Raw genomic sequence first — 18,483 nt, 5'->3', positions numbered from 1 at the left:
GAGTCAGGGATACATCAAGCGCCAAAGAGATGATACGTGCCTCATCAAGGACATGCAGCCCTATTGCAGCGTCCCGGTAGCCCATGTGTCTCGGCATTGTGGTTCGCCGCTGTAGTTTGTCGGGGGGAGGCTCATGCTATTTCCCTCCCGGTCCACGTTGCTGCGATTTTAGAAGGCCTCAGGCAGACCCCGACGCATCAATAACATTCGAAGCCTTCGAAAGCTCGCAACTCAGAGATCTGGGTGCTCTATCCGCTCCCAAGCCGCACCATCGAAGCGGAAAACATCTTTCGATGCGACGACCCAAAGCACGTTTTCGATCACCTGCGCAAAAAACGGACCATTGTCGATAGATTCGTTATCATCACGATTGCTCAAGCGCGGAAGAGGAGGATCAAATCTGCCAAAACCTCCTGTCTTGGGATCATACTCATAAAGACCGCCGGGACGAACGCTCGCCGCCATGACGAGTTTTTCCCGATACGGAGTGATCATGTGAAAGAGATTATGCTGCTGCCGTAATGCGACAGGCGAAAATCCCCGTGTGTGACTTCCGTGTATGAGAACACCTTCTCTCCCACATATCCAGACACTGTCAGGATTCTCGATGTAAATTCCGGTCAAAGCGGCTACCGGAATTGGAATTTTCAGTTCGTGCAACTCATGACCATCCCAGAAACAAAGGACCGGTTTGGTACCGGGCCCCTCCTCCCCGCAAAGATAGATGGCTTCTTCCGACAACCCGTTTATGTCAAAGAACAGTATATCGCGGGAGGCTGGATTGAGGGCCGACCGAGTGACCCATTCCTGCCATTCCGGAGAAAGAAATTCCGGCTCTTTTTCAGGCTTTGCTTCCTCCTGCGCATTTGGGTTCAGCAACAATTTATCGGTCAGGAGACGCCAATCATTGTTCCCCTTGCGAACATAGATTTGCCCCCCCTCTCCGCAGGCATATAGGTGTTGCCCGATCTCGCGGATGCGAGTGAGACGCCCATAGCCTTTCGAATCGTCACTCCAACTACCGGCTCCCTGAATTTTCTCTTGAAAATTCTCCTTCCAGTAGGTGTGATAAACGTCACCCTCCGACGACAGCAAAACGAAATAACCATCTGGCGTAGCGTGCTCAGCGCTATGATACACAGTCATGCTTTGAATATGGAAACCGAAGTCGGAATACGTCCAGTCCTGCGGCGGCACGTCGTCACGATCATACCGGTAAAATCGGCCATCAGGATCGAAAGGTTCAGCATTGTCTCTCGTTGCGACAACGGCGAGCGTTTTGCCCGACCTCGCATATGCTCTCGTAAAATCGATAGGCAGCTTGGTTTTCATGGTTTTCTGGTCGCTCCTTCAACAGCTCCAGACTTCAAAGCCGATATGGTTTCTTCAGGAAGGGGAGGATATTGTTTAGCTCGTAAAAGCTGGAACGGATTTTTTCCAGCATATTGGGTCGTCAGGGCCGCCATAATCTCTTTTGCACAATCGGGCCTCACGCTTATCATAGCCTGGGCCGACGCCTGAACTACTTTATGTAAGGGTGCAGTGAAAGGTGGCGTTGAATTTCTACCGGCATTTTCGATCGCCTTGTCCGCCAGATGACCACCCCAGTGCTCGGTTTGCTCTACCCGGGCATTGCCAATAACACATATAGCCATACCATCATTAAGGCTGGGCATATTCGGAATGCGCTTATCGGCCTCCTCTCTCGCGCCATAACGAAGCGTCCAGTCCGGAACTATATGGTGAGCCTGCATGCCGTACTGACCGCAGACGCTCTTCATCTTGCCGTAACGGTCGACCTGACACTTCTTGCGGTATTCGTCCCGATCGGAGACACGTACGGTTTCGCTCTGGGGTAATGCCTGCGGCCGACTTTCTGGTTCCTCACGCACTCGCTGCCGATGTCGACGGAGCTCCTCCATCGCCCAATCCCGCATCTCCCAGCTGTCATGTCCGGCGTCGATACCCTCGTCGAACATTTCTTTGATCCGCCGCTCCTGATCGTCCCGTGGGACGACGTCAGACAGATTTGCACCATTATCGGGGATAAGGACGCTTGATAATATCCCGATGACATTTAGGCGGCGGGCCCAAATGCCCACCCTCGCGAGACGGCCAACTTTTGCAAGATCGCTCACAACCCTGTGAGGCGGGGTACGATACCACTGAGGCGCTCGGGCGGGTCCCGGGGTTATCACCCTTCCCGGACCACGAGGAACAGTCTGGGGGACAGTCGGCCTTGTCGCCGGCATTCCTCCGCGAAGTGCTTGCGCAGAGTTTTGAGCTGCCCCAGTCGTCGCTGCGGCAGCCGATCCCGCATAAGCGTATTTCTCGCCCTCTTTAAACGGCTCGGGCGACGCATCGCTCATAACCCGGCCTTCGTCCGACCCGTCCTGCCATCGGAGCGATCCCCGCACCGGATCATCGTCCTTGGGAGGATCATAGGTCTGCGTGCTGCGGACGAAGATCGCCTCACCCTGGGTATTCCTGCTGTTCATATAAAAACGATCGAGGTGGCGAATGACATGCGAGCCTTCGGCACGCACCTGATCAGCATGCCCGATGGGTTCGCAGATGCTTTCCACCGTGCCGGATTTTACCCCCTTGCGGCTACCGGGCGCGTCGCCGTGCACATGTGTCGTACACGAACGCATCACCATCGCCTTTTTGCCGGTGAACCGAACAGACGGCGTATAGTTTTTATCATGGCCGCAAAAATCCACGACCGGATAGGGAATAGGCACCACCGACGAGCCAACCGGTGTCAGGCATACATCAGGTGCCAAAGAGACGATACGCGCCTCATCGATGTCACGCAGTCCCTCACGCGGTGTCCCCGTGGTCCATGTGCCGGGATATTGGGGCTCTCCGATATAATTGTCGCGGGGGATGCTCATGCTGTCTCCCTCTCGGTCAGAGCCGCTTCGGTTTCGGGCGACTTCAGACGAACGCGCGTCAGGGTAAGTTTTGTTTCACCGGCATCGGGAAGAGGAAACCTGATGCGCCAGGTCAGAAGCACCCGTCCATCATTGCGCCAGTCGAATTGCACGCCATCGAGCTTCAGCACATGCCATTCATCCCGATCTTCGCGAGAGCAATGGACACCGAGGGTAAGGCCAGGCAACGAGCCTTTCGTGATCGGATGCTCAGAACTCAGGTTAACGAGCTCGTAGTTCTCGTCACCCTTGAGGTGAGGCGTCGCGATGAGATCAGGATGGGCCGCCTGCCAGAAGCGTGGATCAAAATCACGCGGCAAGAGGGGGTGCCTCTCCTCCCGCCAACCGTCGTCATAAGTTCCGGAATACTGCTGACGGAACTGCCACCAAGGCGAAACGAGCCCAAATCCCTGCGGTTCCGGCGTGCTCCGCCAATCGGAATGCTCACCAACGGCAGCGATCTGCGGAGCTGGAACAGGCCCGGCGTCGGCAGGCATCTCAAGATTGACGATGCCGCACCCAAGCGGGTTTCGGCGCTCCACGTCAATCGGTGTTTCCGTCCCCGCGTCACCTGTGCCGGGGATCGCGCCGCCATAAGCGTTGCGCCAGCATATGGCCACGTTTCTAGTCGGTTCAGGATCGCTCAGTTTCCAATCCGCTATGACACGTTTGGCTTCCCTGGCGGAAAAACCTGCCCATTTCTCCTTAACGACAGGTTGCCAGAAGCGTCTGCCGAAAACCTCAATTTCCTTGAAAATTCCGCCAACGCGGATGGAGGCACGCCAGGATTTCTCCGGCTCGCCACTCGCAGACCACGCATTCCCGAGAAAGGTTATATCCGTGCCGGGCTTGTCCGGGGTAAGATCGCTTTGGCGCAGGAGGACGGTCTGGTGCGGATCGCCCTCATAGGCATCCTCCCACTGGAAACTTTCCTGCTCGGCTGCGACATCCAGCGAACCGCCCTGAGCATGCATGAATGTTGCACGCACGGAGACGATACAATCGAGCTCTCCTTCGGCATCGAACTGACGGAAAGCCATGGCGGGAAACGGCAGGCGGTTCTGAAGTTCCAAGACCCGGCCTCCCTCAGTTCAGATCGATCGGCTTGCCGCGAAGCTGAAAATGATCCGTCGCCACGAAGTTGAAGGTCTTGCCAAGAATGATGACCTCGCCATTCGCCTTCATGATGAACTTGGAATCACCGCATTCGATGACGAACTCTTCACCGACTGCAATCTTCTTGAACTTTCCGACGCTCTCCAGCGACGTCTGGCCTACATTCGTAACCTTGCTGACCCCGATCTGTTCAGCCCGCGCCACACCGACGCTGTCGGATTTGAACGTGCTGACGATCGTGTTCATGATGCCCGGCAGCGGAAACAATCCCGAAGCATCGGAACCGACCCCCGAGCCGGAGCCGGCAAGCGCCGTACCCGCATCCGCACGCGGGCTTGAGCCGGAAACGACACCCTCACGCGAGGAAAGACCGCCGGCGCCAAGGAAGCCGAGTGCGGATGAGGCGAGCGTGGTGGCGAAGGCCGCGACACCCGGGCCACCGCCGCCGGCGATCTGGGCGGCCTGCGAAAGAAGGCCGGCCGTTTGTCCGGAGAGCGCCTGCACGCCCGCCATCGCCATCATCGCCATCGGCCCCGTGCCGCCGACGACGGTGTTCACCGAGCCGCCGATCTCGTGTTTCTGGTTGCCGGAAACTTCCACCGCGCGGTTGCCGCCGACCGAGGCGACCTCATGCCGGTCGATGCGCTTGGTTCGGTCATTCAATACCCGCGTCGTCTGGTCCTTCTGGGCGTGGAAGAACTGGTTTTCCTTGCCGGCCTCATCCTCGAAGGTGATTTCGTTGAAACCGTCGCCCTTGTGGCTGTTGGAACGCAGCACCATGCGTGTCTTGTTGGCCGGCAGGTCGTAAGGCACGGAATTGGCCGGATTGTTGACCACGCCGATGACCAGCGGCTTATCCGGGTCGCCATCGACAAAGGCGACCATCACCTCCATGCCGATGCGCGGAATGACCTGCGCACCCCATGTGCCGCCGCCCCATGCCTGGCTGACCCGCACCCAGCAGGTATCCGTGCCATCCTTCTTCGCCTTGCGGTCCCACGGGAACCACAGCTTGATGCGGCCATATTGGTCAGGATGGATTTCTTCGCCTTCAGGGCCGGCGACGATCGCCACCTGCGTGCCTTCGATACGCGGGCGTTTTGTTGACCGGTGCGGCGTCAGCGGCACACGGGCGGGAATTGCCTCGAAGTGATTGCGGTATTCCGGCTCGTTGCCATTGGTCTCATAGGAAAGGTCGACGATATTGTGGCTTGCCCTGATGATCACATGCTCTTCATAGGCGTGTTCGGGATGGGCGACCTCGTAAGGCGTGAAACGGCGGCCTGCCTCCAGAATGCGCGAAGTCGACGAACCGAAAACCCGGTCATGATCGGCTTCGATGGACTGGGTGCGCAGTTTTTGCGCCCGCTCGGCCTCTTCCACCGTCTTGATGCGGGCCGGATATTCGTAAAGCTCGCGTTTCGTCGCATCCGGCATCTGCACCAGCGACGGCGTCATCGTGCCCGGCACCATGCCCGGTGTCTCGAAATTCCAGTCGGCACCCGCACGCTGGCCCGAGACATAGGAAAAACGCCGCGCCCAGTCGTTGATGTGGTTGCGATCCGACGACCCCTGCGCCAGGCGCACCGTCCCCTCCCCCTGGGCAGCCGGTGACGGCCCAAGCCAGCCGCTGGCGCTATCGGCCACATGCAGCTTGTGGGAACCATCCTCGTGGCTGAACCAGTAGAACAGGCCGTCCTCTTCGAAACGGCGGGTGAGATAATCGAGATCGGTCTCGTTCCATTGTACGCTGTAATGCTGTGCAGGCGGCGGAGAAATGATGCCCGATGTATCGGGAGCGGGAATGCCGTGTTCGGAAAACAGCGTCTCGACGACCTCCACCGCCGTCTTGTCCATCCAGATACGGCAATCCGACCGGCGCGACAGCAGCCACATTTGCGGGCGGATGGTCAGTGCATAGGAGCGCATCCCGCGTGTGATCGGCGGGCCCTCATGCAGTTCCGTCACCAGGCCGTTGAAGGGGCGGCGAACACCGCCGCCATCGCCGTCGCCCTGGCTTATTTCGATGGAGATATCGACCAGCCGTCCGATCAGTTCTTCGGGCTTGACCGCTTCCTTCTTCGCACGCACCGTCAGACGAATGTCGAAGAGCTGCGATACGCCCTCCTCGACGGACAGGCGCTCTGGCAGAAGCTGGTCTTCGCCAAGTGGCGAAGACACCTTCAAAACGCGGCTCGCCTGAACGAAATCGGAAAAAGACGGCTGGTCGTTCATGGGATACTCCTAATCAGGACCCGCGGCTGGACTGCAGGGGCCAGAACCAGATCGTTTCCGAATTGTAGTAGCAGGCCGATGCGCACTGGGTGGCTTCGGAGCCGCCGCGCACAAGATCGATATGACCGCCGCCGGTGTAACCGGGGATATTGTTGAACGCCACGACACCGTTGCGCGCACCGATGCCGTTGCGCGCCGTCGCGGGAGTGAAAGGCTCGGGTTCGCTAAGATAGCTCGTCCGCTTCATAAGGTTGGCAAGACGGCGCATGTTCACCTCTATGCCCTTACCGGCATGGGGGCCCTTCTGGATGCGGTGCGAGGCGGGCACGATGTTGATGCCCGACTTCACGAAAGCGATGCTGACGCGGATGGCGCAGGTATTGTGATAGTTCGGATTGCCGATGAAATCGTCCCAGCCGATTTCCGTGAACAGATCACGCTGGCTGAGATAGTTCGGATGCGACGGGTCGCTGCTCGGATAATTCTTATAGAGAGTGTCAAAGTTAACACGCATGGTTCGTCCCACTAGTTACTTTTCTGCTCACAGGGAAAGGAGACCTTGAGCGCCTCCCGCACGAGAGTGGCTGCCTGTTCATCCAGTTTTTCCGCAGGAAGATCGCCGAGATAGGTGTAGATCCGGTCGGTGAGTTCATGGGGCGCCACGGCACCCGCACCGCACCAGTCCGATACGCTTGTCAGATCGGCCACACCGGCGATATAGGCGCTCGATTTTGCGACGGAAACCAGCCGCCGCATTTCCGGATCAGACACTTCCGGGGCAAGTTTGCCCTCGATGGCCTGCTTGAGTTCAGCACCGGAGAATATCCATGTCCGTTCCTCGGCACCCGCCGGCGAAAGACCGGACAGAGCCAGAACAACCGGCACGGAAACAAAAAACGCATATAGGGAGCGCATGAAAAACCCGCCTCGTCCAACGTGGATGAGAAACATCACGACGTGAGCTGCAAAACTGCAATGAAAACGTTCCGGTGCCGGCAAATACCGGCACCGGGTCGCGTCGCTATCAAGCGGCCTTCGTCGTCGCCAGATCGTAAGAGGCGATCATCGGAGACTGCGGCGAGTTGTTGTCGTCGAACGGCGTGTACTTCACTTCCATCTTGGTGAAGTTGAGCTTGATGGTTTCCACCGGACGGTCACCGCTGGAATCCACCGAGTAGCTGGCGATGAGTGTGTTCGTCAGCAGATACTCGATATAGGTGTTACCCGGATTGCCCGTGGTCACCAGATGGATGGTTGCCAGCTTGCCAGTGCGGCCAGCGCAGGCTTCCTGGAAAAGCTTGGTGGAAGAAGAATCGCTAACCTTGGTCAGAATGACTTCCGAAATGGTCGGTTCGGATGCTTCGCGGTTTGCAGCAGAACCGGCAGACGTGTTCATGTTGCGCGCTACGTTCCAGTGAATGGCTTCGATGTCCATCCACTTGCGGTGTTCCTCATGCGTGGCGTCGCCCTGGATACCGTCAATCTGCAGATAAATTGGCATGCTGTAAGCTCCTGTAGCTGAAATGACCTCTTGCTTCGAGGCCGCGTTACCCTTCGTTTAATGCCGCATGCGTCGGGTAGCCCCATCCGACGCGGCAACTTTATCCACCCCACCCTCTTCGGACGCGGCGAATTCATCTGTTTCCCCAGCCGCTTCGGCACGAATGCCGAACCTGTTTTCACCAAAATCGACAACGATCTTGCCCACGCGTTCTCCCGCGATGACTTTTTCGAGGAAAAAGCTGGAAAGAGGCGGCAGGAGATCCTTGCCGATCATGATTTCGATGGCGCGTGCGCCAATTTCACTTGCACCAGCGCGCGCCACCAACGCGTCGCGCGCGGCATCGGAAAGCGTCAGGTCGGCGCCGTATGTTGCGAGAACACGCTCCCTGATCTTGCCGATCTGCATATCCACGATCCTTGCGAGCTCTTCCGCACCGAGCGGCATGAAAGGCAGGATGATCGTGCGCCCGAGGAATGCCGGCTTGAACTGTCTGGTCAGCTCCGGCATCAGCAGCGCTTCCAGCGCCTCGCCTTCCGGCATCGTATCCGGATCGGCGGAGAGCGCGGCCAGCAGTTCCGAACCGGTATTGGCCGTCATGAAGATCGTGGTGTTCTTGAAATCGACATCGCGGCCTTCGCCATCGCGCAGCACGCCCTTGTCGAACACCTGATAGAAAATATCCTGGACGCCGGGATGGGCCTTATCGATCTCGTCGAGAAGGAGAACGCCGAACGGCCGGCGGCGCACCGCTTCCGTCAACACGCCGCCTTCGCCGAAACCGACATAACCGGGCGGCGAACCGAGAAGCAGCGAAACCTTGTGCTCCTCCTTGAACTCCGACATGTTGATCGTCGTCAGATGGCTGTTGCCGCCATAGAGCAGATCGGCGAGCGACAGCGCCGTCTCGGTCTTTCCCGTTCCGGACATGCCGACGAGGAAGAACACGGCGGGCGGGCGACGCGGATCGGACAATCCGGCACGGGCAGTGCGCATGGCATCGGCGATGCGGCCGATTGCAGCATCCTGCCCCACGACCCGCTGGCGCATCCGCGCATCCAATGTGCGCGCGCTTTCGATCTGGTCGGCCAGAAGCTTACCGAGCGGAATTCCGGTCCAGCGCGATACGACGGAGGCAATCACTTCACGATCAACCACCGTCGGCACAAGTCTTTCGGCATTTGCCGGTTTGGTCTCAGCCGCAGGCCGCAGGCGCGACACATTCGACGCGCCGGTTTCAACGGGCTGCTCTTCGCTGAGTTCAGCCATTTCCGCATCGTAACGGCCGCGCAGATCGTCGATCCCGCTCTCAAGCTTCTCGACTTCGTCGCGTATCGACTGGATACGGCTCTGCATCTCGTCATCCTGCGGTTCACGCAGAAGCCAGTTCAACTCATCGGTCAGAAGACGCCGCTCGCTTTCCATGGCACGCAGCCGTTCCGGCAGGGTCTGCCGCGCCAGCGAAACGGCAGCCGCGGCCGTATCGAGAAGGCTGACCGCCTTGTCCGGCAATTGCCGCGCCGGCATGTAACGCGCCGATAATTGCACCGCCGCCACAATCGCCTCGTCACGAACCACAACGTTATGATGGCTGACGAAGCTATTGGCGACACCGCGCAACATACGGATCGCAGTCGTCTCATCCGGCTCGCGCACATGCACGGGCTGGAAACGACGCGTCAGCGCCGCATCCTTCTCGAAATATTTCTTGTATTCGCTCCAGGTCGTGGCCGCGACGGTGCGCACTTCGCCGCGCGCGAGAGCGGGCTTGAGAATATTGGCCGCGTCGCCCTGTCCGGCCGCACCGCCTGCGCCGACAAGCCCATGCGCCTCGTCGATGAACAGGATGACCGGCTCGGCCGAGCGTTTTACGGCATCGATCACGCCATGAAGACGGCGCTCGAACTCACCCTTCACGCCGGCGCCGGCCTGCAGCAGCGAAATATCGAGGTTCAGCAGGCGGACGTTGCGCAATTTTTCCGGCACATTTCCGGAAGCGATTTCCAGCGCCAGCGCTTCCGCCACCGCCGTTTTGCCGACACCGGCCTCGCCCACCAGAATGGGATTGTTCTGACGACGGCGCGTAAGAATATCAACGAGTTGGCGCAATTCATCATCGCGCCCGATCACCGGATCGACCTTGCCGTTCCGGGCGTCGGCGGTCATGTCCTGGGTGTAAAGGCGCAGAAAATCGTTCTGGCCGGCGGCCGGCGCGGCACCCGCCGTCGCGGAAGGAACCTCTCTTCCGCTGCTGTCTTCAACCGAACTGCGAAGGCGTTCGAGAGCCGCGCGATCCATCGCCTTCAGCGACGGAAATGCCGAGCGGACGAAAGAGCGGAGCGAGGTTTCCTCGTCCATCGCCAGAAGCAGGTCGCAAAGCGTCACGCGGTCGCGCCCGGCCTCCAGCGACGCGAGAACCCATGCCTCGCGGCCCGCCGTCAGGACGTTCTGGGAGAGCGACAAAGCCTCGCCATCGCCGATAACGGCCTCTTCCAGGCTGCGGCCGATTTCCGCCTGCAATACCGGAAGTGGAATTTTTAATTCCTCGAATGTTTTCGCATAGATGCCGGCATCTACAACCGCCAGCAGCCAATGCGGGATATCCACGTACCTGTGCCCCATACGCACCGCAACGGAAGCCGCAGCTTCAAGGGTGACGCGCAGGTCAGGCTCAAGCGCTTCAACGAGGCGATTGAGATCGATATGCGACATGCAATGAGCCTCCTGCCCGGGTTCATTCCACAACGTGACGTGGAATAACTATGATGATGAAACCGGGTTGTCCACCCCGAAGTTTATTTTTTATCGGGTTAGATTAGGCAGTAGACGCCACAATTTAGACACATTTTGAATAAGTCTGTCTGAGGAATAGCCTTACGTAAGGGAAGTAACTACAAAAAATCCATTACTATTTTCTGGGGATAGACTGCTCTTGAACGCGCCGCATGTTAAAAGAGATATAGAATTTTTTGGAGATTGCGGAGAAAACATCCGCATCGATTCAAGAACGCGTGAAATATACTACAGAATTAAGGATGAAAGAAACCAGGCACGCACAGAAGAGCGCGCCGCGTCCCCACAGGATAACTTAAAGATCTCCAGTAGCTGGGACAGTGTCAGCAATCTTGGATTGCAGATTATATATTCCGAAAGCAAGGACATAGAAATATTGGCGTGGCTTGCCGAAGCAAGCCTGCGGCTGCGCGGCTTTCCTGGACTGCGCGAAATCTATGAGCTTTGTGGCGATCTTTTTTACAACCACTGGGACTCATTACGCTCCATCAGCGATGATAATGGTGAGGAAAAATTTGCACCTTTTGCGGGATTGAACGGCATCGGCACCGAGGGAACGCTTGTGCAGCCGCTCCGGCTTGCGCCGCTGATCCCCGGGGGGAAATTTGGAGAGCACAGCCTCTGGGATTTCCAGCTGGCGCAGCGACCGAACGAGAGCAAAAGGCGCGAGGAACTGTATCGGCTGGCATCCGAAGCAGGCGTTGCCGCCATGTCTTCCCATCTGGCCGAGGTGAACGCCTGTCTCTCCAGCTTCGACGCCATCATGGCGGTTCTTTCCGAACGCTGCGGCCAGTCCGCGCCACCCAGTTCCAACATCCGCAACACGCTCATCGAAGCTGCTGCGGCCATCCGCATGCTGGGCGGGCGCGAGCAGGAACCGGCACCGGTCGAGCAGGCGGCAGCCGCGGTTCCTGGAACCAACGACAACGGGCAACCGGCGGTACGACCACCCGCGACGTCACCGGAAGGCATATCTTCACGCGACGAAGCGTTTGAAACTCTTCTTTCGGTTGCGCGTTACTTTCGCCGAACCGAACCGCATTCGCCGATCTCTCTTTCCATCGAAACGCTGGTTCGCAGGGGACGCATGGATTTTTCCGAACTGCTGGCGGAGCTTCTGCCCGAGGCACAGGCCCGCAATGCAGTTCTGACGGCCGCCGGGATTAAGCCCGGCGGAGACAACAACGGAAAATAACGAGGCAAGGGACGGAGACGCCGTCCCGTAACAGTCAGCCATGCCAAGGGGCATCAAGGAGGTTGAAATGGCAAGTGTACACGAAAAGCTGGAACGGGTTCGCAAGCCCCGCGTCCACATCAAATACGAAGTCGAAACCGAAGGCGCGATGGTGGTCAAGGAACTGCCATTCGTCGTCGGCGTTCTCGGCGATTTCTCGGGCAATCCGACCCAGCCGCTGAAGCCGTTCGGCGAACGCAAATTCGTTCAGATCGACCGCGACAATTTCGATGAGGTGATGCGCCGCATGACGCCTGGCCTCAACATTGCCGTTGCCAATACGTTGCAGAAAGACGGCACGGACATGCAGGTCAACCTGAAGTTCGAAAGCATGGACGATTTCGAACCCGGCGCCGTCGTGCAGCAGGTTCCTGCCCTCAAGGCGCTTCTGGACGCCCGCAATGAGCTGCGCGACCTGCTTTCCAAGGCCGACCGTTCGGAAGATCTGGAGCGGATGCTGGAAGATATTCTGCAGAACAAGACCGACCTCGCAACGTTGGTTTCCGAACTCAAGGAAAAGAACGGCGCGAGCAAATAATCGCCTGTGCGGAGGAAAACCTCCCCGAACGGCCCCCGATTGCGGGGCTTCAACTGTTCAAGCGGCATTTTCTCGAAGCCGCATGTGGAAGGACTGAAACATGAGCGCTGAAAGCCTGCTGAAAAACGAAGCACAGGCAACGACCGCCGAAGATCAGGGACTGCTGTCCAAGGTGGTTGCCGCAACCCGCCAGACCGAACCGGACCGCGCGCAAAATCTTCTGCGCACGCTGACAGACCAGGCGCTGAAGGGAACGGTCAAATACGACCGCAACCTCACCGTCACCCTCAACCATGCCATTGCCGAACTGGACCGGACGATTTCCGAACAGCTCGCCGCCATCATGCAGGCGCCGGAATTCGCCAAGCTCGAAGGCACCTGGCGCGGGCTCAACTATCTCGTCAAGAATTCCGAGACGAGCGTCAACCTCAAAATCCGCGTCATGAATGCCGGTAAGCGGGAACTGGCGCGCGATCTGGAAAAGGCCGTGGAATTCGATCAGTCGCGTCTCTTCAAGGCGATCTACGAAGACGAATTCGGCACACCCGGCGGCGAGCCGCTCGGCGCGATCATCGGCGATTACGAATTCGACAATTCCTTCGATGACGTGCAGCTGCTGCAGGGGGTTTCGTCGATTGCGGCGGCGGCTTTCGCACCGTTCATCTCGGCGGCAAGCCCGCAGATGTTCGGCTTCGAGGATTATCGCGATCTCGCCCGTCCGCGCGATCTCGAGAAGATTTTCGATACGGTGGAATATGCCAAGTGGCGCAGCTTCCGCGAAAGCGACGATTCCCGTTTCGTCACGCTCGCTTTGCCGCGTGTTCTGGCGCGCATGCCCTATGGCCCGAAAACCAACCCGATTGACGATTTCGCCTATGACGAAACCAGGGGTGCGGTGAATGGCGACCTGCAGCATGACGAATATTGCTGGATGAACGCCGCCTATGTCATGGGAACAAAGCTGACCGACGCTTTTGCAAAGAGCGGCTGGTGCACGGCGATCCGCGGTGCGGAAAATGGCGGCCGGGTGGAAAATCTGCCCATGCACGTCTTCTCCAGCGATGACGGCGATCTCGATCTCAAATGCCCGACGGAAGTGGGCATTACCGACCGCCGCGACGCGGAACTCGGCAAGCTCGGCTTCCTGCCGCTCTGCCACTACAAGAACACGGATTATGCGGTGTTCTTCGGTGCCCAGACCGCGCACAAGCCGAAGCTTTACGACAAGCCGGAAGCCACGGCCAACGCCGCCGTTTCGGCCCGCCTGCCCTACATCATGGCCACGTCGCGCTTCGCGCATTACCTCAAAGTGATGGGCCGCGACAAGATCGGCTCCTTCATGGAAGCGTCCGACTGCGAAGTCTGGCTCAACCGCTGGATCGCCAACTACGTCAACGCCAATGACGAAGCGGGCGAAGAAAGCCGGGCGAAATATCCGCTGCGCGACGCCAAGGTGACCGTGCAGGAAGTGCCGGGCAAACCCGGCGCATACAATGCGGTCGCATGGATGCGGCCCTGGTTGCAGATGGAAGAACTGACGACCTCGCTGCGCATGGTCGCCCGTATTCCGTCGAAGAACTGAACCCGGACCGGGGTGGTCCGCCACCCCGGCCCCGTTCGTCACCCGGAGCCCGCTCATGGCGCATCAGTCCTTTCCGGACGCCCGCATTTTCGCCGACCAGCTCATCGCCCTCATCGACGATGCGTTGACCGGCCAGGTGAACGCCATTCTCCATCACCCTGATTTTCAGGCGATGGAAGCGAGATGGCGCGGGCTTGCCATGGTCGTTCGCGAGGCTGGCCGCGGAGCCGACGTTAAGGTGAAGCTGCTGAATGCCAGCTGGCGCGATCTTGCCCGCAACACGGAACGCGCCACCGACTTCGACCAGAGCCATCTTTTCGAAGTCGTCTATAATCGCGAATTCGGCATGCCGGGCGGCGAACCGGTCGGCCTGTTGATCGGCGACTACGCCTTTTCCCCTGACGATCTTCAGGGCGCCGATTCCATCACCACGCTGTCGCAGATCGGCATGGTGGCTGCGGCCGCCTTCTGCCCCTTCGTCGCGGCGGCCGCACCTTCCGCCGTCGGCCTGCAGGATTTCGCCGAACTCAGCCGGGTTCACGACTTTTCTTCGCTGAAGCAGGATAAATCGCGGCTGCGGTGGAATGCGCTGCGCGCACGCGACGATTCCCGCTTTGTCGGCCTTGTTGCGCCGCGCGTTTTGCTGCGCTCTCCCTACAGGCCCTATGCGCGCGGACGCGATGACGGATTTCCATTCCGCGAGCATGTGGCGGAAAGCGGTGAGACCCTGCTGTGGGGCAATGCCGCCTTTGCCTTTGCAACGGTGGTGGTGCGCAATTTCGTCGATTCCGGCTGGTTTGCGGATTTGCGCGGCGTGACGCAGGATGCCGTGGATGGCGGCATGCTCTCTTCCCGGCAATTGCCGCCGCTCGATCTCGGCATCGAGAGCAACGGCCTTTCCGCGCAGCCGCCCGTCGAGGTGCAGCTGACGACCGGACAGGAACAGCAATTTTCCGATCTCGGCATCGTGCCTGTCTCCACCACCTATCTCTCCGGCATGGCGATCTTCAACGCCAACCAGTCCCTGCATGCACCCGGCCATTATTCCAGCGAAGCGGCAAGACAGAACGCCCGCCTCGCGGCCATGCTGCAATATGTGCTGTGCGCCTCCCGGTTCTCGCATTACCTCAAGGTCATCATGCGCGACGATATCGGCCAGCTGAGCGATGCCTCGACGATAGAGCGCAAACTGGAAGGCTGGCTTTCCTCCTACACGCTCGGCAATGACGATGCCGAAGCGGCGCTGCGCACGCGCTACCCGCTGCGCTCTGCCGGGATCAACGTTTTCGAGGTTCCCGGTAAGCCCGGAACATTCTCCTGCACCGTGCGCCTTCAGCCGCATTTCCAGCTCGATGACGTCTCCACGAGCTTCCACCTCATTGCCGAAACCATGATGCCGCCCGCCGCCGCATCCCGGTCTCCGGCCGAGCCGCAAAGGATACCCGCATGACGCTGCGCGACGATATTTCCCGCCTTCTCGACGATGACCGGCTGCAGGACGCAATCGGGCTTGCGCGCGAACACGTCAAAACGAAGCCTACCGACAAGGATGGCCGCCATTTCTACATCGACCTGCTGGTCCTTGCCGGCGACTATGAGAAGGCCGATGCGCAATGCAATCTGGCCGCAACATTCTCGCCGCAGGAAAGCGTCGGCTTTTCTCTCTTTCGCCATCAGCTGCGCGCCATGGCCGCACGCAATGCGTGGTTCGAAAACGGCGCGGTGCCGGATTTCCCCGGCGGTCCGTCCGAACTCGATCAGCTGGCCATCCGGGCGAATATCGCTGCACGCAGTGGCGATGCGGATGCCGCCAGAACGGCACTGGCTGAACTCGATGATAAACGCGGCAATGTACCAATCGGCCGCAACGGCAAGAGCGCGGGCGATATTCGCGATCTTGACGACCGGATTCCGCATGCGCTGGAGGTGCTGACCAATGGCGGCCGCTACCTGTGGATCGATTACAGCCGCATAGAAAGCCTCGCCATCGACCCTATGAGCCGCCCGCGCGACCTCGCTTTTCGCGGGGCTGAGCTGACGTTGCGCGACGGCGCGGTCGCATCCGTGCTGCTTCCGGCGATCTATCACGGTGCGAAGGACGATGTCAGCCTCCTCCTCGGCCGGGAAACCCGATGGAGCGAGGAAGACCAGCCTCTGGCAACCGGGCAAGGCCAGCGCTGCCTGCTGATTGGCGACGATGTGGTGCCGTTCCACGAGATCGGTTCCCTTTCCGCCGCCTCCGACGATGAAAGGCAGATCGCCCGTGGTTGATCCGCTCGAGCAATATCGCGCGCGGCAGAGAACGCTGTCGCGCTCCGTTCTGGACCGGCTGCTCGATGACGCACCGGATGCGGAAACGGATTTGCTCGTCAGCCTGAAGGATCAGGCGCGCGAGATGCGCGAGGTGATCCGCCGCGATCTCGAGGCATTGCTCAATACCCGCCGTAACCCCGCCGGCCCGCCGACAGCACTGAAAGAGCTTACCGATGCGTTGGTGAGCTATGGCGTGGACGGCATTCTTTCGGCCAATCTGGTAACGGATGCCTCCAAGGCGCGGCTCGCACGCAGCATCGAGCGACGGATTTCCCTGTTCGAAACCCGCCTTGGCGATGTGCATGTGACGATCCTGAAAAACCGCACGGATGGCGACCGGGCGCTTCGCATGCGCATACAGGCGAGTTTCCGCCTTCAGGAAGGCATGCCGCCGATCAGCTTCGAATCCCGGATCGATCCGTCCACACAGCGATTCCTGGTGGAGGCGACGAATGGCTGACGGCTTTCTCGAAAAATACAATGACGAACTCTTCGCGCTCCGAAAACGCGCTTCGCGTTTCGCAGCGGCGTTTCCCAAGATCGCCGGCAGGCTGCGCATGACGGGCGATGTCGCCGACGATCCGCATGTCGAGCGGCTGATCCAGAGCTTCGCCTATTCCGCCGCCCGTGTGCGCCAAAAGCTGGACGACGAGTTTCCCGAACTGTCCGACAGCCTCTTGGAAACGCTCTACCCGCATTATCTTGCGCCGATCCCGTCCATGAGCGTGGTTCAGTTCACCCCAAGCACGGCGCTCGCAACCGTGCAGACACTTCCGCGGCACAGTGAAATCCTTGCCGAGCCGGTGGGTGGTGAAAGCTGCCGTTTTCGCACCACGCAGGCGGTGGAGATCGCGCCACTGCAAATCGCAGCCGCAACGCTGTCCGGCCAGCCGATCGACGCGCCTTTTTCGGCCTCGTTTGCCGGCGCCGCCAGCTGCCTACGGCTTTCGCTGCGCAGCACGGCGCCGCGCGGCGGCACCTTCCCGGAAATGGGCCTGACGAAGCTTCAGATTTTTCTGTCCGCCGCATGGCAGCAGGCCACGGCGCTTTACGAGCTTTTGACCAACCATTGCGTGGGCATGGCGCTTGCGCGGCACGCCGAGGACAAGGAAGCCGTCTTCCTGCCCGCCGGCAATCTCACGCCATCAGGTTATACGCGCGATCAGGCCATGTTGCCCTATCCGGCCAACAGTTTTGACGGATACCGGCTTCTCACTGAATTCTTCGCGTTGCCGCAGAAATTTCTCTTTCTCGACATCGACGGGCTGGGCAGATGGAGCGGCGGCGATTGCGAACTCTACATCTATCTGGATGCGGCGGACACGCAGCTTGAGCGCATGGTGTCGGTCCGGGATTTCGTGCTGAACGCCTCGCCGGTCATCAACCTGTTCAAACAAAGCTGCGAACCGCTCAGCCTCGATGGCACGCGCACGGAATACCGGCTGCTGCCGGATGCACGGCGGCAGCGGACCCGCGAAATCTATGCCGTCGAAAACGTTCAACTGACCAGCCGTTCCGGGCAGACCGAAAAGACCTCCCCGTTCTTCGGCCGCACCCAGCGCAACAACGGCGCGAACGTGTTCTGGCAGATACAGCGCCGTTTCGACGACGACGGTTCCTCCGATACGGACATCGCCTTCGTCGATCAGAAGCGCGGACCGCTGGGACCGCTCGACATGGTGGCGAGCATCGATACGCTGTGCATCAATCGCGAATTGCCAAGCCAGCTTCCCTTTGGCGGCGGCCACCCCTTCCTGCAGCTTTCGACCGGCAACGAGGCGGTGAAATCCATCCATGCGCTGATGCCGCCGACGGCGGCGATCCGCGTCAACGAACGCTCCGCGCGTGAATGGCGGCTGATCTCGCATCTCCTCCTTAACCACCTCTCCCTCACCGACAGCGGCGGCGCGCCGCTGAAGGACATTCTCTCGCTCTATTCCTTCAGGGACAGCCCGGAAACCCGGCAGCTCGTGGAGGCGATCAGCAATGTTAAGGCGCAGAATTCCCATGCCCGGATCGGCTCGGCCATGGTGCCGGGAACGGATATCACCGTGGAATTCGACCCTGCGCTGATCGCGCGGCCTGCCGCATTTGTTTTCGCCAATGTCCTCAATCATTTCTTCGGGCTCTACACCTCGATCAACAGTTTCACGCGGCTGACGGCGACGATGCGCGGCCACTCCAAACCGATTGCCCGCTGGCCAGCCCGCGCGGCAGACCGGCCGCTGCTCTAGG

General features: G+C 59.6%; 15 protein-coding genes. 7 read left to right on the top strand and 8 right to left on the bottom strand.

Annotated features, from left to right (window positions below; genetic code table 11):
• Window positions 1-231: 231 nt before the first annotated feature.
• From ACQZ60_RS20350 to tssH, 8 genes are all read right to left on the bottom strand, one after another.
• Window positions 232-1,332: a hypothetical protein gene (locus ACQZ60_RS20350; protein ID WP_035260945.1), complete on the bottom strand. Its 1,101-nt coding sequence runs from the start codon at window positions 1,330-1,332 to the stop codon at window positions 232-234.
• On the bottom strand, window positions 1,329-2,897 hold the full coding sequence (locus tag ACQZ60_RS20345) for a DUF4150 domain-containing protein (protein ID WP_080707243.1): 1,569 nt from the start codon (window positions 2,895-2,897) through the stop codon (window positions 1,329-1,331). The genes ACQZ60_RS20350 and ACQZ60_RS20345 overlap by 4 nt, the downstream gene beginning before the upstream one ends.
• The gene (locus tag ACQZ60_RS20340; protein ID WP_035260947.1) at window positions 2,894-4,009 is read right to left on the bottom strand and encodes a DUF2169 family type VI secretion system accessory protein; all 1,116 of its coding nucleotides are present in this window, start codon (window positions 4,007-4,009) and stop codon (window positions 2,894-2,896) included. Before ACQZ60_RS20340 ends, ACQZ60_RS20345 begins: the two co-directional genes overlap by 4 nt.
• Window positions 4,010-4,022: 13 nt before the next feature.
• The gene (gene tssI / locus ACQZ60_RS20335) at window positions 4,023-6,287 is read right to left on the bottom strand and encodes a type VI secretion system tip protein TssI/VgrG (RefSeq protein ID WP_035260949.1); all 2,265 of its coding nucleotides are present in this window, start codon (window positions 6,285-6,287) and stop codon (window positions 4,023-4,025) included.
• A gap of 13 nt (window positions 6,288-6,300) precedes the next feature.
• Window positions 6,301-6,801: a type VI secretion system amidase effector protein Tae4 gene (locus ACQZ60_RS20330; RefSeq protein WP_035260951.1), complete on the bottom strand. Its 501-nt coding sequence runs from the start codon at window positions 6,799-6,801 to the stop codon at window positions 6,301-6,303.
• An 11-nt stretch (window positions 6,802-6,812) separates the two neighbouring features.
• Window positions 6,813-7,202 carry a Rap1a/Tai family immunity protein gene (locus tag ACQZ60_RS20325; RefSeq protein ID WP_035260955.1) on the bottom strand — a complete coding sequence of 130 codons (390 nt, stop codon included), beginning with the start codon at window positions 7,200-7,202 and terminating at the stop codon, window positions 6,813-6,815.
• A 109-nt stretch (window positions 7,203-7,311) separates the two neighbouring features.
• Window positions 7,312-7,788, bottom strand: coding sequence for an Hcp family type VI secretion system effector (locus ACQZ60_RS20320; protein ID WP_003504561.1), 477 nt, complete (start codon window positions 7,786-7,788; stop codon window positions 7,312-7,314).
• Between the two features lie 57 nt (window positions 7,789-7,845).
• Window positions 7,846-10,500, bottom strand: a complete 2,655-nt coding sequence (gene tssH, locus ACQZ60_RS20315) for a type VI secretion system ATPase TssH (RefSeq protein ID WP_448735999.1) — start codon at window positions 10,498-10,500, stop codon at window positions 7,846-7,848.
• A gap of 220 nt (window positions 10,501-10,720) precedes the next feature.
• Between tssH and tssA the strand changes: the two genes are divergently transcribed.
• The 7 genes from tssA (at window position 10,721) to tssF (ending at window position 18,482) form a co-directional block, all read left to right on the top strand.
• Window positions 10,721-11,776: a type VI secretion system protein TssA gene (tssA, locus tag ACQZ60_RS20310; protein WP_448735998.1), complete on the top strand. Its 1,056-nt coding sequence runs from the start codon at window positions 10,721-10,723 to the stop codon at window positions 11,774-11,776.
• Between the two features lie 67 nt (window positions 11,777-11,843).
• A complete protein-coding gene (gene tssB / locus ACQZ60_RS20305; RefSeq protein ID WP_035263819.1) occupies window positions 11,844-12,353 on the top strand; it encodes a type VI secretion system contractile sheath small subunit in 510 nt (169 codons plus the stop codon).
• A gap of 100 nt (window positions 12,354-12,453) precedes the next feature.
• Window positions 12,454-13,935: a type VI secretion system contractile sheath large subunit gene (gene tssC, locus ACQZ60_RS20300; protein ID WP_059761077.1), complete on the top strand. Its 1,482-nt coding sequence runs from the start codon at window positions 12,454-12,456 to the stop codon at window positions 13,933-13,935.
• 55 nt (window positions 13,936-13,990) lie between these two features.
• Complete coding sequence (tssC, locus tag ACQZ60_RS20295; protein ID WP_135398345.1) at window positions 13,991-15,385, top strand: type VI secretion system contractile sheath large subunit; 1,395 nt, start codon at window positions 13,991-13,993, stop codon at window positions 15,383-15,385.
• On the top strand, window positions 15,382-16,206 hold the full coding sequence (locus ACQZ60_RS20290; protein ID WP_269831588.1) for a type VI secretion system accessory protein TagJ: 825 nt from the start codon (window positions 15,382-15,384) through the stop codon (window positions 16,204-16,206). The genes tssC (ACQZ60_RS20295) and ACQZ60_RS20290 overlap by 4 nt, the downstream gene beginning before the upstream one ends.
• On the top strand, window positions 16,199-16,708 hold the full coding sequence (gene tssE, locus ACQZ60_RS20285) for a type VI secretion system baseplate subunit TssE (protein ID WP_269831587.1): 510 nt from the start codon (window positions 16,199-16,201) through the stop codon (window positions 16,706-16,708). The genes ACQZ60_RS20290 and tssE overlap by 8 nt, the downstream gene beginning before the upstream one ends.
• On the top strand, window positions 16,701-18,482 hold the full coding sequence (gene tssF, locus ACQZ60_RS20280) for a type VI secretion system baseplate subunit TssF (RefSeq protein ID WP_269831586.1): 1,782 nt from the start codon (window positions 16,701-16,703) through the stop codon (window positions 18,480-18,482). Before tssE ends, tssF begins: the two co-directional genes overlap by 8 nt.
• Window position 18,483 lies beyond the last annotated feature (1 nt).

The sequence above is a fragment of the Agrobacterium sp. 22-223-1 genome (genome assembly GCF_053522385.1).
The sequence above is the reverse complement of the archived record's forward strand: the minus strand, read 5'-3'. Positions and strand labels throughout refer to the sequence as shown.

Excerpts from the sequence above, each read along its gene's own strand:
- ACQZ60_RS20350 (WP_035260945.1), bottom strand. The coding sequence starts at position 1,332 with ATGAAAACCAAGCTGCCTATCGATTTTACGAGAGCATATGCGAGGTCG.
- ACQZ60_RS20345 (WP_080707243.1), bottom strand. The coding sequence starts at position 2,897 with ATGAGCATCCCCCGCGACAATTATATCGGAGAGCCCCAATATCCCGGC.
- tssI (WP_035260949.1), bottom strand. The coding sequence starts at position 6,287 with ATGAACGACCAGCCGTCTTTTTCCGATTTCGTTCAGGCGAGCCGCGTT.
- ACQZ60_RS20330 (WP_035260951.1), bottom strand. The coding sequence starts at position 6,801 with ATGCGTGTTAACTTTGACACTCTCTATAAGAATTATCCGAGCAGCGAC.
- ACQZ60_RS20325 (WP_035260955.1), bottom strand. The coding sequence starts at position 7,202 with ATGCGCTCCCTATATGCGTTTTTTGTTTCCGTGCCGGTTGTTCTGGCT.
- ACQZ60_RS20320 (WP_003504561.1), bottom strand. The coding sequence starts at position 7,788 with ATGCCAATTTATCTGCAGATTGACGGTATCCAGGGCGACGCCACGCAT.
- tssH (WP_448735999.1), bottom strand. The coding sequence starts at position 10,500 with ATGTCGCATATCGATCTCAATCGCCTCGTTGAAGCGCTTGAGCCTGAC.
- tssB (WP_035263819.1), top strand. The coding sequence starts at position 11,844 with ATGGCAAGTGTACACGAAAAGCTGGAACGGGTTCGCAAGCCCCGCGTC.
- tssC (WP_059761077.1), top strand. The coding sequence starts at position 12,454 with ATGAGCGCTGAAAGCCTGCTGAAAAACGAAGCACAGGCAACGACCGCC.
- tssC (WP_135398345.1), top strand. The coding sequence starts at position 13,991 with ATGGCGCATCAGTCCTTTCCGGACGCCCGCATTTTCGCCGACCAGCTC.
- ACQZ60_RS20290 (WP_269831588.1), top strand. The coding sequence starts at position 15,382 with ATGACGCTGCGCGACGATATTTCCCGCCTTCTCGACGATGACCGGCTG.
- tssF (WP_269831586.1), top strand. The coding sequence starts at position 16,701 with ATGGCTGACGGCTTTCTCGAAAAATACAATGACGAACTCTTCGCGCTC.